The organism is Streptomyces marokkonensis (assembly GCF_039539045.1).
GTDB lineage: Bacteria > Actinomycetota > Actinomycetes > Streptomycetales > Streptomycetaceae > Streptomyces > Streptomyces marokkonensis.
The window spans coordinates 1-13,093 of the sequence record NZ_BAABCQ010000199.1 but is presented as its reverse complement, the minus strand read 5'-3'; the positions used below and the strand labels follow the sequence as shown (position 1 = coordinate 13,093).

Annotated in this window: 10 protein-coding genes; 4 read left to right on the top strand and 6 right to left on the bottom strand. The window is 69.7% G+C overall.

What is annotated here, in order from left to right; translation table 11 throughout:
- Nucleotides 1-1,926 precede the first annotated feature (1,926 nt).
- Both ABEA26_RS31820 and ABEA26_RS31815 read left to right on the top strand, forming a co-directional pair.
- A complete protein-coding gene (locus tag ABEA26_RS31820; RefSeq protein ID WP_345597009.1) occupies nt 1,927-2,964 on the top strand; it encodes a glucose-1-phosphate thymidylyltransferase in 1,038 nt (345 codons plus the stop codon).
- Between the two features lie 162 nt (nt 2,965-3,126).
- Nucleotides 3,127-4,503, top strand: coding sequence for an NDP-hexose 2,3-dehydratase family protein (locus ABEA26_RS31815; RefSeq protein WP_425587930.1), 1,377 nt, complete (start codon nt 3,127-3,129; stop codon nt 4,501-4,503).
- 10 nt (nt 4,504-4,513) lie between these two features.
- Here the strand turns inward: ABEA26_RS31815 and ABEA26_RS31810 are convergent, their stop codons facing one another.
- Genes ABEA26_RS31810 through ABEA26_RS31800 form a run of 3 tightly spaced genes read right to left on the bottom strand, consistent with a single transcriptional unit; the run spans nt 4,514 to nt 7,295 of the window.
- Entirely contained in the window at nt 4,514-5,500 is a 987-nt protein-coding gene (locus ABEA26_RS31810) for an NAD-dependent epimerase/dehydratase family protein (protein ID WP_345597008.1), read from the bottom strand.
- Nucleotides 5,500-6,426, bottom strand: coding sequence for a putative sugar O-methyltransferase (locus tag ABEA26_RS31805; protein ID WP_345597007.1), 927 nt, complete (start codon nt 6,424-6,426; stop codon nt 5,500-5,502). Before ABEA26_RS31805 ends, ABEA26_RS31810 begins: the two co-directional genes overlap by 1 nt.
- The gene (locus tag ABEA26_RS31800; protein WP_345597005.1) at nt 6,423-7,295 is read right to left on the bottom strand and encodes an AfsR/SARP family transcriptional regulator; all 873 of its coding nucleotides are present in this window, start codon (nt 7,293-7,295) and stop codon (nt 6,423-6,425) included. The genes ABEA26_RS31805 and ABEA26_RS31800 overlap by 4 nt, the downstream gene beginning before the upstream one ends.
- Nucleotides 7,296-7,600: 305 nt before the next feature.
- Here ABEA26_RS31800 and ABEA26_RS31795 point away from each other — a divergent pair, with 305 nt between their 5' ends.
- Both ABEA26_RS31795 and ABEA26_RS31790 read left to right on the top strand, forming a co-directional pair.
- Nucleotides 7,601-8,797, top strand: a complete 1,197-nt coding sequence (locus ABEA26_RS31795; RefSeq protein WP_345597004.1) for a glycosyltransferase — start codon at nt 7,601-7,603, stop codon at nt 8,795-8,797.
- Between the two features lie 128 nt (nt 8,798-8,925).
- A complete protein-coding gene (locus ABEA26_RS31790; protein WP_345597002.1) occupies nt 8,926-10,128 on the top strand; it encodes a cytochrome P450 in 1,203 nt (400 codons plus the stop codon).
- A gap of 63 nt (nt 10,129-10,191) precedes the next feature.
- Here the strand turns inward: ABEA26_RS31790 and ABEA26_RS31785 are convergent, their stop codons facing one another.
- The 3 genes from ABEA26_RS31785 to ABEA26_RS31775 all read right to left on the bottom strand — a co-directional run.
- Entirely contained in the window at nt 10,192-11,415 is a 1,224-nt protein-coding gene (locus tag ABEA26_RS31785) for a 3-deoxy-7-phosphoheptulonate synthase (RefSeq protein WP_345597000.1), read from the bottom strand.
- Nucleotides 11,412-12,464: a 3-dehydroquinate synthase family protein gene (locus ABEA26_RS31780; RefSeq protein ID WP_345596998.1), complete on the bottom strand. Its 1,053-nt coding sequence runs from the start codon at nt 12,462-12,464 to the stop codon at nt 11,412-11,414. Before ABEA26_RS31780 ends, ABEA26_RS31785 begins: the two co-directional genes overlap by 4 nt.
- A 112-nt stretch (nt 12,465-12,576) precedes the next feature.
- A partial coding sequence (locus ABEA26_RS31775; protein ID WP_486388985.1) for a Rossmann-fold NAD(P)-binding domain-containing protein occupies nt 12,577-13,093 on the bottom strand: 517 nt, incomplete at its 5' end.

Below are 13,093 nucleotides of genomic sequence, written 5' to 3'. Positions count from 1 at the left end.
TCACAGAACGACATGGCTACGATCCGACTTGCCAGTTTTTGAGTGTGGGATCCATGTAGTTTTGGTAGCTTTCGGGGAGGGAGTGGCGGTTGAGGATGGTGAAGCCGTGTGTGAGCCAGTTTTCGGTGGTGGTTGTGTCGTGGGTGGTGGGGGTGGGGTGGGGTAGTTCGGCGGTGAGTCCGGCGAGTATTTGGGTGGTGCGGTGGACGTAGGCGGTGTCGGTGCGGGCGGGTTCGTTGGCGGCGCCACCGAGGGCTTCGAAGTAGAGTTTGCGGGTTTGTCCGGTTGTTGAGTGTGTGGGGTCGGTAAGGGCGGTGAGGAGGTCTTCGATGTCGGTGGGAGGCATGGGCCGGTCGAACATGCGGCATCGGGTGCGGTAGTAGTTCCAGCGGGGCAGCATGGATTCGGGGGTGGTGCCGGTGCGGTGGCATTGTGCGGTGGTGAGGGTGCCGCAGCCGTAGATCTGCATCATGCCCTGCTGGACGGTTCTTTCTGCGACGGTCCGGTTGAGGGGTGGCACGCCGATGGCTGCGATGAGTTCGTCGATGTGGTGGTTGAGGTTCTCTTCGGTGCCGTACCAGATGCCGGCGATGCTGATCACGATGGTGGGTGAGGGCGGGCTGGTGGTGCCTGCGATCAGGAGTGAGGAGAGGTCGTTGGGTGCGCGTGTGACCCATTGCTGCCAGTTGTCGATGGTTGCGACGGCGTCGCCTTGGGTCCAGACGAGCCGGTAGCCGATGAGGGTGTTGCGGCGTATGGGTTCGAGGGTGTAGTTGGCGACGACGCCGTAGTTGCCGCCGCCGTTGCCGCGTAAGGCCCAGTACAGGTCGGGGTTTTCCGTTGCTGAGGCCTGTACGACGCGGCGGTTGGCCAGGACTACTTCGGCTGAGACGAGCCGGTCGCATGCCATGCCGTATTTGCGTGTCTGGTGGCCGATGCCGCCGCCCTGGATGAATCCGCCGGCGCCCACGGTGGGGCACAGGCCGCTGGCCAGGGCGAGGCCGTGCGGGGTGAGGGCGGTGAGGGCGTCGACTTGCTGGGTGCCGGCTCCGATGGTGACGAGTGTTCCGTCGGTGGTTATCTGGTTGAGCCGGGAGACGTCGAGGATGATGCCGGTCGTTGTGGAGTAGCCGCCGAAGCTGTGTCCGCCGCTGCGGGGGACGGCGTGGATGGCCTTGTCCTGGGCGAATGCCAGGACGGTCTGGACGTCTTTGGTGCTCTGGCAGTAGGCGACCGCCATCGGGTGGGTGGTGTCGAACTGGCGGAGTGACTGCTCGCGGGCCTGTCCGTAGCGTGGGTCCGACGGCAGGATGAGGTCACCGTGGAGGTGACGGCGCAGTGCGTTCCAGCGGGCCGTGCCGTCGCGGCGGGTGGTGCTGCCGGCGGCGGATCTTGTCGGGGCGAGGACGCCCGTGACCGCACCGGCCGTTGATGCGGCGGTGAGGCCCAGGACGGCACGACGAGTGAAGTTGCCTGCCACTGTGATTCCCCCATACGTGTAAGACGTTGCCGTGATTCTCATCAGTCGCTGCGAGCGTGCGCAAGGACAAGGGCCGTACTTGCCGTCCTCGGCCGGCTTTCGGGCGGGCACCGGCAACTCGGCGCAGAACACGGCACGCTGGACCCCCGGGCGGCGCGGGAGGGGTTCGGTACGCGGGTGCGTGAGCCGGCGGTCGCCCGGGCCGTCGAGCCGGCCCTTCGATGTCCCTGCCGGCGAGCGGGGCATGCCACGTCGCGCTGTGCCCGGGAGGGTATGCGCCTCGGCCGTGGGGGAGTTCGGCGTGCGAGCGCCTGGTACTCCGGGGTGGTTGTTCTGTCCTTCGGCGCGTATCGCGGGCCGGGGGTTCTGGTCCGGGTGCGTGGTGTCCGGGCCCTGGGGCGCGGGGCTTGAACGGGTCTCGAAGGGCAGGCCTCAGGATGCAGGGCATGAAGGCACTCGTGCTGGCCGGCGGGGCTGGCAGCCGGTTGTGGCCGTTGACGCTGTCGATGCCCAAGCAGCTGATTCCTGTCGCGAACGAGCCGGTTCTTGGGCATTGCCTGCGCAATATCCGGGCCATGGGTATTCGGCAGGTCGGCGTTGTGGAAGGTGAGCACGGCGACCAGATCCGGGCGGTGCTGGGGGGCGGGGCGGCGCTGGGCCTGGATCTCACCTATATCCGGCAGGACTCCCCGGCCGGGCTTGCGCATTGCGTGCGGATCGCCGCGGATTTCCTCGGTGACGAGGACTTCGTTCTCTATCTGGGTGACAATGTGGTGGTCGGTGATCTGGCCGGTGCGGCCGAGGAGTTCCGTTCCAGCCGGCCGGCTGTGAAGCTGCTGCTGGCCAAGGTCGCTGATCCGAGCCAGTACGGAGTGGCCGATCTGCGTCCGGACGGCACGGTGCGTGCGGTGGTGGAGAAGTCTCCTTGCCCGCCGAGTGATCTGGCGATCATGGGGGTTTATTTTTTCACGTCGGAGATCTTCGCCGCGGTGGACCGGATCGGTCCCAGTGCGCGGGGTGAACTGGAGATCACTGACGCGATCCAGTACCTGATCGATGCGGGTGGCACCGTCTGCGCGGAGCGTTTCACCGGTCTTTGGAAGGATGCCGGCACGGCCGAGGGTCTGCTGGCGAGCAATCGGCTGCTGCTTGACGGGTTGGCCCCGGGCATTGCCGGTGTGGTGGACGGGGCGAGTGTGGTGCACGGCGAGGTGACGGTGGACAGCGGTGCGCGGGTGACCCGTTCGGTGCTGCGGGGGCCGCTCGTCCTGGGCGCGGGCAGTGTGGTCGAGGACAGCGTCCTGGGCCCGTATGCCGCTATCGGGCCGGGCTGCCGGGTGCACAACGCTGTCGTGCGGGACTCGATTTTCCTGGGCGGCTCCGTCGTGCGGGGAGGGCCACCGGTCACCGGCGAGGTGTCCAACGGCCGGCTGCGGGTCACGGCACCGGAGGACACCTCGGTCCAGGACCGGAGTGTGCCGTGATCGGTGTCCTTCCCGGGTTCATCCCTGCCCCGATGTCCGGGGACGGCATGCCGGGACACTGCCGCCTCGTCTCCCGCCGGCGCCGCCGCCCGGCCGTGCGGGGGCCGGTGTCGGCTTGCTGCGTGCAGTGCGCTGCCGGACCTCGTATCGAAGGGATCAAGCGTGACGATCGCGACACGGCTGGCGGCGCGTGATGACACCCGGCTGCCCGTGCGGCTGGAGCGTTCCCGACGGGCCGTTGCGGCCGGTGCGGGTCTGCGGACGGAGGACTTCGATGCCTGGCTCGCGGGGCGCCGCCGGGCGCACCGTTTCACTGTCGAGCGGGTGCCGCTCGGGGAGATCAGCGGCTGGTCGTTCGAACCGGGCAGCGGCAATGTCGTGCACCGCAGCGGGCGGTTCTTCAGCGTGGAGGGGCTGGATGTCGCGATCGACGGCCGGGCGTGGCAGCAGCCGATCATCGTGCAGCCCGAGGTGGGGATCCTCGGCATTCTGGCCAAGGAGTTCGACGGTGTCCTGCACTTCTTGATGCAGGCCAAGATGGAGCCCGGTAATCCTGGCCTGTTGCAGCTCTCGCCGACCGTGCAGGCCACCCACAGCAATTACACCGGTGTGCACCGGGGCGCCCATGTGAAGTACCTGGAGTACTTCACGCGGCCGGAGAGGGGCCGGGTGGTCGCCGATGTGCTGCAGTCGGAGCACGGTTCCTGGTTTTTGCGCAAGTCCAACCGCAACATGATCATCGAGACGTTCGACGAGGTGCTGCCGGACGAGGACTTCTGCTGGCTCACGCTGGGGCAGATCGGCAGCCTGCTGCACCGTGACAATGTCGTGAACATGGACGCGCGCAGTGTCCTGGCCTGTGCGCCCATGGCGCCCGCGGAGGCGGGCGCGGTGCGCTCGGACACGGATGTGCTGTCGTGGTTCACCAACGAGCGGGCCCGGCACGATGTGCGGGTCCGGCGTGTCCCGCTGGCCGAGGTGACCGACTGGGTGCGCACCGAGGACCACATCCGCCACGTCGACAACCGGTATTTCCGGGTCGGCGGGGTGTCCGTCGTCGCCGGCAACCGTGAGGTGACGTCGTGGATGCAGCCGCTGCTGGAGCCGGTCGGTGTGGGCCTGTGCGCGTTCCTGGTCCGCCGCTTCGGCGGGGTGGTGCACCTGCTGGTCCATGCCCGGGCGGAGGGGGGCCTCCTCGACACCGTCGAACTCGGGCCGACGGTGCAGTGCACCCTGGAGAACTATGCCCATCTGCCGGAGCGGGAGCGGCCGCCGTTCCTTGATCTGGTGCGCCGTGCGGGAGCGGACCGGATCCGCTACGCGGCGCTGCACTCGGACGAGGGCGGCCGTTTCCACAACGCGGTCAGCCGCTACCTGCTGGTGGCGGCCACCGAGGCACAGGCGGGTGCCGAGCCGCCGCCCGGGTTCGCCTGGGTCACTCCCGGCCAGCTGAATTCGCTGGCCCGGCATGGTCACTACCTGAACATGCAGGCGCGTACGCTGCTCGCGGTCGTGGGGTTGCTGGAAGGGCTGCTGTAGGCCGGCGGCGCTATCGGGCGCTGTGGGCGAAGGCCTCGACGCAGCGCCGCAGCGCGAGGTGCAGCGGCACCCGGGGGCGCCAGCCGGTGGCCGCCCGGAACCTCGAGGAGTCGATCGTGACGCTGTGCATGTCGGTGGCCGTGGCGAGGTCGGGCGGCGGCAGGCACACGACGGGCACCGGCGGCCGCCCCAGGTGGACGCCGACCAGATCGGCGATCGTCCGCAGGACATCGCCCAGGGGCACGCCGCGGCCGGTGCCGAGCAGCCAGTGCCGGCCCGCGAGCACCTGGGCGTGGTCGATCCCGGCGAGGAAGGCGTCCGCGGCGTCGTGCACGTACAGCAGGTCGCGTTCGACGGTGCCGTCGTTCCACAGGGTGAGTTCCTCGCCGGCGAAAGCCTTGCGCACCATGGTGGAGACCACGCCGCGGCCGGTCAGCCGTCCCCGCGGGCTGTCCCCGTACACGGTGGGCAGCCGCAGGGAGACGCCGCGGACCAGCCCGGCGGCGTCGGCGGCCTTGAGTATCTGCTCGGCCGTGTGCTTGTGCCGGTCGTAGGCGGTCGTGGGCCGGTCGGGTTCGCTGCCGTCGATGGGCATCCGCTCGGGCAGGCCGGCCTGCGAGGTGGAGCCCGCGAACAGGACGGCGGGCGGCCGGTGGGTGTTCCCGAGCAGCTCGACGAGGTCGCGCATCACGCCGACGTTCACTTCTTCGGCGGCCGGGTTGCCCGCGGCCTCACGCCAGCCGGCGGTGTGCATCAGCAGATGGACCACCGTGTCCGCGCCGGCCACCGCCGCTTGGAGCGCGCCGCGGCCGGTGAGGTCGGCGCACACCGCCTCGACGTCGGCCACCGCGCCGGCCGGCACCGGCTGCGGGCGGCGGCCGACGGTGCGCAGCCGGACCGGCCGCCGGGCGAGGGCTTCGACGACTGCGGCGCCGATGAAGCCCGAACCGCCCAGCACCGCGATCAGCGGCCGGTGACCGCCGTCCCCCGCGGCCATCAGCGCGGCACCGCCTCGGCGCGGAACAGGGCCTGCCAGTAGTAGCTCCACGACACCGCGCGTCCCCGCCCCACACACTGCCACCGCGGGCCGGGCCGGTAGGCGGACACGAAAGCAGGCACCTTCTCCAGCACCGCCTCGCTGTCGTGAATGTCGATGACGTCGCGCAGCAGCCCGCTGTTCAGCGCCAGCTCCACCACGGCGGCGCCCTGCGAGTGGCCGTCCAGCGTCTTGTCGACGTACTTGCCGACCGGATTGTTGACGTAGAAGTGCGCACAGGTCGCGTCGATGAGCGCGAGGTAGTCCCGTACGGTGCCGGGGTCCATCTCGGCGAACGAGTCGATGTTCAGGCACAGATCGAAGCGGGCACCGCGCACCTGCTCCTCCACCTCGTCGACGTCCACGAAACGGATCTTCGCGAACTGCTCCGGCTCCAGCACGGTGTGCAGGTACCGGCGCGACAGGGCGAGCGTGTTCGGCAGATCGACGATCGTGTATCCGGCGACCTCGTGGTTGGACAGCAGGGTGTGGCAGGTCCGGCCGTAGCCGGCGCCGATCTCCATGATGCGGGCGCCGTCGAGGGGCAGGTTCGCCGCCATGAACTCGACCTCGTGCACCGCCTGCAGATAGTCCAGGCACATCGGTTCGCCGTTGCAGCGCACCGCATAGGGGTCGCCGACTTCCCGGTTGCGTGTGCGCTGCAGCCGCTCCCTGTTGGCGGGGCTGAGCTGCATGCCCAGGGCGAAGGTGAGGGCCTTCAGGTAGCGCACGCCGTTGGGCTGCGGGTTCCACAGCGCCAGCTTGAAGTTGACCCCGTTCGACTTGAACCCGGCGAGGTCGGCCACGGCCTCCTCGGTGATGTGCGCCTCGTTGATGTGCAGCCACTGCGCGCTCGGGCCGTATCGCTGGTGCACCTGACCGGTCATGACTGTGCCTCCTTCGGCCTGGCCTGGCCTTCCGGCCCTCGCCTGCGGTGCCGCTGTCCGGCGCGGCCGTGTGCCGCCCGGTGCGGTACGACCTCCTTGGCCCGGTCCGGGCGGCGCACGGCGCCCACGAGCACATCGTGCTGGAGCTGCTGGAGGGCGTGCGACGGTTCGATGCCCAGGTTCTGGTCCAGCGTGCGCTGCAGTTCGCGGTAGGCGTCCAGGGCTTCCGTGCGACGGCCCGCCTCGCTCAGGGCGATCATCAGCTGTTCGTGGAACCACTCGTCGAAGGGATACTCGGCCGCGGCCAGCCGCAGCTCGGGGATGAGTTCGTGGTGCCGGCCGAGCCGCAGGTCGGCCAGGATCCGGGTGCGGACCGTCCGTGTGCGCACCTCCTCCAGCTGCCGGATGTGCGGGGTCAGCACCGGACCCGCGGTGATGTCGGCGAGCACCGGGCCGCGCCACAGCGCGAGCGCCTGCCGCAGGCGGCGGGCCGCCCGCTCGGCGTCGCCCGCGGCGTAGGCGGCGGCGCCTTCCGCACTGAGTCGCTCGAAGACGAACGCGTCGATCTCAGACTCCTCGCACCGCAGCAGGTAACCCGGCGGGCGGGTTTCGATGAACTCGCCCTCACCGAGCTGGCCGGCGAACCGCAGGTACATCTTGCGCAAGTGATAGATGTACGTCTGCGCCGTGGTGACAGCCCGGCGCGGGGGGTTCTCCCCCCACAGTTCCTGGATGATGCAGTCCCGGTCGACCACCTGGTTGGCCCGCAGCAGCAGCAGGGCAAGCGTCCAGCGCACCCGGGTCGCGCTGGGTGTGCTCGGCGTGCCGCCTATCGAACTCTCGAAGGGACCGAGTACGCGGAATTTCATGACTGTTTTCCTACACCTGCCGCGCCGGGCCCGGCAGCTGGCTGAGTGAGTAGTCCTCCGCCCTCCGCCCCGTGGTCACGCCCCGCCGGCGGCATTCTTCGCGCGGGGGAGCGGCCCCGTGCGCCGCTGTCCGCCGCCGGAACTCATGTGCGGCGGCCACGCGCAGTCAATCTGAGGGATGGGGACCGCGACACCGCTGGCTAGTGTGAACTCCGCCGTGAGCCAGCCCGGTTCAGCTGTCCAGGTACCTGTCCGGAAACAGATCAACGGTTGCCGAGGTCCACCATCATGCCTTTGCGGATGCTATGAAGATCCTTTTCTCCAGCCATCCCGGTTATGGCCACACCCACCCCTTGCTGCCACTGGCCCTCGCCGCCCGGCAGGCCGGCCATGACGTCCTGTATGCCACGGGTGAGAGATTCCACCCGCTGCTGCGAGGGCTCGGATTCCGTACCGCGCCGGCCGGGATGCCGATCCGGGAGGCCTTCGCCACCGCCTCCGCAGGGATGGACGGGACGAACGGGGAACTGCCGCAGGAGGAATGGCTCGAGCCCGCGGTCCGGGCGTTCAACGAGATACTGCCCCGCAGGTTCGCCGCCGACCTGCTGTCCGTGCTGCGGGCACAGCGGCCCGACCTGGTGGTTTACCAGGCCGGTAACCCGGGCGCCGGGATCGCGGCGCACCGCGCGGGCATTCCCGCCGTATGCCACGCCAACGCCCGGGCGGAGGCGATCGACCCGGCAGACCGGTGGCAGCGGCGCGGCATGCAGCTGCTGCGCGCGGTCGCTGCCGAGAACGGTGTGGAACTGCCCGAGGGGCAGTACCTCCTCGGTGACCGGCACCTGGACATCTATCCGGACCCGCTGCAGGAAACGTCGTTCCTGGACCGTCCGGAACGGATGCCGCTGCGCCCGGTGCCCTTCAGTGAATCCGGTGAGCTGCCGCAGATCGTCCTGGCCGAGCGGAAACGACCGCTGGTCTATCTGACGCTGGGCACCGTTCTCGGTACCGCTCCCGCCCTGCGCGCCGCCGTCGACGGGCTGTCCGCCCTGGACGCCGAGGTGGTGGTGGCAGCCGGGCCGAACATTTCGCTGGCCGATTTCCCTGCCCTGCCCGCTCATGTGCACCTCGAACAGTGGGTGCCACAGGCGGAACTGCTGCCGCTGGCCGATCTCGCGGTGCACCACGGCGGTTCCGGGACCACCCTCGGAGCGGCCGGTTCCGGGGTACCGCAACTGTTCCTGCCCATCGGATTCGACGGGTTCCTCAACGCCGGTGCGGTCTCGGCGGCCGGTGCCGGAAGGCGGCTGCTGCCCGAGGGGGTCCAACGGTGGGAGGACCGGCGCCGCTCCGATGTCGTCTCCGCCGCGGCCGTCGCCGAGGCAGCCGGCGGGCTGCTGGCCGATCCCGAGGCCAGACAGGCGGCCAAGGCCATCGCCGAGCAGATCGCCACCATGCCGAGCCCCGCGGACATCGCGGCCCGGCTCCCCGAGTTCTGCTGAGTGCGGCCACGGAATCCGGCACGCTGCGGCCTGCCGCCCTTGCCGGAGCTGCCGCCAGAAGCCGTCGTCATGAACTCCGACCAGTGAGCACCGCGCTTTCCGGGCCGTACGACAAAAGGTGACCATTCATGGGTGTGAGCCAGTCCGAACGGACACTGTCCAACTTCCTCGTCTATCTCGACGGGCTGCGGGCACGGGGAGGCGTGCATTTCGACGAGAAGATCAAGGCGTGGCACGTGCTCGGTTACCACGACACCCAGCAGGTGCAGACCGACCCCGTGACGTTCTCCTCCGAGGTCGCCCCGCTGGCGCCGAAACAAGAAGACTTCGAGCTGTCCAACAAGGGCAACTTCGTCCGGGCGGACGACCCTGAACACCGCCGGCTGCGCGGCATGGTCAGCAAGGCGTTCACTCCGAAAATGATCGCCGACCTCGAGCCGCGCATCGTCGAACTGACCACGCAGCTGCTCGATGCCGCCGACGCCCGTGGCGGCCGATGGGACTTCATCAAAGAACTGGGCCACCCGCTGCCGTTCCTGGTCATGACCGAGCTGCTCGGCATCCCCGAAGACGACCGCGCCTTCATCCGCGATCTGTCCGACCGGTTCGTCGAGGTGCAGAGCTACGACGCGGAGGAATCGCTGGACGGCCAGAAGGAAAACGCGGCGAACAACGTCGCGCCGCTGTTGCACGAGCTGAACCAGTACCTCCTGGACATCCTCCGCGCCCGCCGTGAAAACCCCAGTGACGACCTGGCCGGAAGGCTCATGACGGTCGAGGTCGACGGGGAGCGGCTGGACGAGGAGGAGGCCCTCGGTTTCCTCAACCTGCTGGTCGCCGGCCACCACACCACCACCGCCACCCTGGGCAACACGGTTCTCGCGCTCGGCGAGAACCCCCACGGGTGGGACCAGCTGCGGGCCGACCCGGCGCTGATTCCGGCCGCGATCGAGGAGTCGGTGCGCTTCCGGCCGCCCTTCCCGCGTTCGGCCCGGCAGACGACGAAGGACACCGAACTCGGCGGCCAGAACATCCCGGCCGGCACGGTCGTCCTGGTGTGGCTGACCGCCGCGAACCGCGACGACCGCGTCTTCGCCGACCCGAACCGGTTCGACATCCTCCGCAAGCCCAATCCGCACCTGTCGTTCGGCAAGGGCATACACCACTGCCTGGGCGCACCACTGGCGCGGCTGGAGACACGGACCGTGATACGCCTCATGCTGGAGCGCTACCGCGACATCCGCGTGCGCGACGACGCCCCCGTCGCCCTGCGCAACCCCTGGCAGATGATCGGCGTCAGCAAGCTGCCCATCGAGGTCCGCACCTACTGAGCGGGCCCCGCGGGCGGGATCAGCACGGAGGTCCGTGAGGATCCGCAGTCCGGCACCGGTCCGCTACGTCCGGGACGCCGTGACCATCTCCGCGACCGAGCAGGCGAGCCCCATCGCCTGCCGGGCATTCAGGCGGGGATCACACGCCGTCTCGTAGCGGGCCGGCAGATGCTCCTCCGCGACGGCCGGGGCACCACCGAGACATTCCGTGACGTCATCGCCCGTCATCTCCACGTGGATGCCGCCGGGATGGGTGCCCAGCCGTCGATGCACCTCGAAGAAGCCGGCGATCTCGTCGACCATCTGACGCAGATGGCGCGTCTTGTAGCCGTTCGCCGACACGTAGGTGTTGCCGTGCATGGGATCGCACTGCCAGATCACCTGAGAGCCGGAGGCAGCGACCTTCTCCACGATCGGAGGCAGAACGTCACGGACCCGGGCGTGCCCCATACGGCTGACCAGCGTGACCCGCCCGGGCTCACCGTGAGGGTCGAGCCGGCGCACATACTCGACCGCCTGCTCCGGGGTCGTCGACGGACCGATCTTGACGCCGATGGGGTTGGACAGCAGTTCCGCGAAGGCGAGATGGGCGCCGTCGAGCCGGCGGGTGCGCTCGCCGATCCACAGGAAGTGCCCCAGCCCACTGGACAGGCGCGGCTCCGGCCCGCTGGTGTCGACCCGCAGCTGGGTCCTTTCGTAGTCGAGCAGGAGCGCCTCGTGGCTGACGTAGATCTCGCTGCCGGCCGCGCCGCCTCGACAGAACGCGCGGACAAGCCCCATGGTGCGGGCGGCACAGGCGTGGGCCCGCAGCATCCGGCCGGGATCGGGTGTCCGGGCCGCGGGCGTGGATTCGGCGGAGTTGACCATATCGCCGCGGTAGACGGGCAGCCCCAGGGCATCGACGGCCTGGGAGCGCGGCTTGGCGTACTGCCCCGCCATGCGAGCGACCCTGACGACGGGCAATCCGGCACGCTGGACGAGCACCGCGGCCATACCGGTCAGCGTCCGGAGATTGCCCCGCTGGTGCGCCTCGGTGCCGCCGGCGAAGGTCTCCGCACAGTCCCCTCCCTGCAGCAAGAACGCCTCGCCCCGGGCAACTGCGGCGAGCCGGCGGGCCAGCCGCGCGGTCTCCTCCGGCGCGACGATCGGCTCGGCCCGGCTCAGCGCGGCCACCGCGTCCCGTGCCCGGTCCGGATCAGGCCACACCGGCTGCTGCGCCGCCGGCTTGCGAAGCACCGCTTCCAGCCGCCCGGCGATAAGGCCGTCCAGCGGAGGAAAGTGCGTCATCGACCAGCCCCACCCGACGAAGCGACGAGGTCGGCCACGCACATGCGCGGCATCCCGTCCAGCACCCCCGCGACCACATCCGGCGGGACGTCGCTCACCAGCGCCGCACCCTTGGGGCCGTCCAGGACGAAGGCGAGTCCCCGGACCGCCTTCTTGTCGTGCCGCATCAACCGCATGAGGGCGGCGGTGTCGGCCTCGGCCGGCAGTGCGGCGGGGAGCCCGTAATGCCGCACAACGTCGTGATGCTCTGCCACCCGGGCCTGCCCGATACGGCCGAGAGCACCGGCGAGCCGTCCCGCGAAGACCGTTCCGATCGCCACTGCCTCGCCGTGCCGCACGGCGTAGCCCGTCGCTCTCTCCACCGCATGGCCCAGCGTGTGGCCGTAGTTGAGCAGGTGCCGCATCCCGGTGTCCCGCTCGTCCGCCTCCACGATGCGGGCCTTGAGCCGCACGCTGGCCGTGATCTGCTCGGCCAGGGTCAGCCCCCGCAGGTCCGGCGCCCCGATGAAGTGGCAGCGGGCGATTTCGCCAAGGCCACTGAGCATCTCCCGCCGCGGCAGGGTCGACAGGTAGTCAGTGTCGCAGAGCACCGCGCTGGGCTGCCAGTAAGCGCCGACCAGGTTCTTGCCGACGGGCAGGTTCACCGCCGTCTTCCCGCCGACGCTGGCATCCACCTGGGCCAGCAGGGAGGTCGGCAGATGAATCACCGGCACGCCCCGGTGGTACAGCGCGGCCGCCAGCCCGATGACATCCGTGGTGGTACCGCCGCCGCACGAGACGACCACGTCTGACCTGGTCAGCCCGAACCGTGCGAACTCGCCGCACAATGCCTCCACCGTACCGAGGGTCTTGTCCTGCTCGCCGTCGCGCGCGGGCAGCACCAGGCTGGGCACCCCGGTGTCGGGCACCCACTGTCGTGGGCGAGCCGACACGACGACCGCTCGCTGGGCGCCCAGCCGCCGGACGACGCCGGCGAGCGCCGTCCGCACCCCCGGACCGATGATCACCTCATACGACTGATCCCTCAGACGCAGAGAAACCGCGGTCATGCTGTCCCCTTCGGCCGCTGCGTACGCGGGTGGCCCCCCGCCCAAGCGCCCGATCAGTTTTGCCCGCGCCGCCGCGCACAGCCATAACCCACGTGAGTAGTCCCCCGGGCGGTCAGCTGAAGTCCTTGATGTGGTCCTCGGCCCACTGCCGGAACGAGCGGGCCGGCACCCCGGTGATCTCCTCGACGGTGGGTGTCACGACGCACGGAGCCTTCATGAGCTCGGTCATCATCCGGACGAAGAACTCCGGGAGCTTCGGCTCGGCGTCCTCGGGATCCAGCTCGACGACCTCGATCGGCCGCCCGATCACCTCTGCGATCACCTCGAGGTGCTCCTGCTGCGTCAGGGCCTGAGGCCCGGTCAGCCAGTACGCCTTCCCCTCGTGCCCGGCACTGGTCAGCGCGCGGACCGCCGCGTCGGCGATGTCGCGTTCGTGGATCGACGCGGTGGACACGCCCAGGAACGGAATCCGCAGCACCTCCCCGGACCGGATCGCCGACGCCGCGTGGAGGTGTTTCGTGGCGAAGGTGGTGGGACGCAGGAAGGTCCAGGCGATTCCGGAATCCCGGAGCGCTTCCTCCACCGCGGAGTGCATCACCGCGCTGCGGCTGTGCCGGGTGGCGGGATCG

Bases quoted from the DNA above. Each gene is read 5' to 3' on its own strand.
- ABEA26_RS31820 (WP_345597009.1), top strand. From the start codon at position 1,927: ATGAAGGCACTCGTGCTGGCCGGCGGGGCTGGCAGCCGGTTGTGGCCG.
- ABEA26_RS31810 (WP_345597008.1), bottom strand. From the start codon at position 5,500: ATGGCCGCGGGGGACGGCGGTCACCGGCCGCTGATCGCGGTGCTGGGC.
- ABEA26_RS31805 (WP_345597007.1), bottom strand. From the start codon at position 6,426: ATGACCGGTCAGGTGCACCAGCGATACGGCCCGAGCGCGCAGTGGCTG.
- ABEA26_RS31800 (WP_345597005.1), bottom strand. From the start codon at position 7,295: ATGAAATTCCGCGTACTCGGTCCCTTCGAGAGTTCGATAGGCGGCACG.
- ABEA26_RS31795 (WP_345597004.1), top strand. From the start codon at position 7,601: ATGAAGATCCTTTTCTCCAGCCATCCCGGTTATGGCCACACCCACCCC.
- ABEA26_RS31790 (WP_345597002.1), top strand. From the start codon at position 8,926: ATGGGTGTGAGCCAGTCCGAACGGACACTGTCCAACTTCCTCGTCTAT.
- ABEA26_RS31785 (WP_345597000.1), bottom strand. From the start codon at position 11,415: ATGACGCACTTTCCTCCGCTGGACGGCCTTATCGCCGGGCGGCTGGAA.
- ABEA26_RS31780 (WP_345596998.1), bottom strand. From the start codon at position 12,464: ATGACCGCGGTTTCTCTGCGTCTGAGGGATCAGTCGTATGAGGTGATC.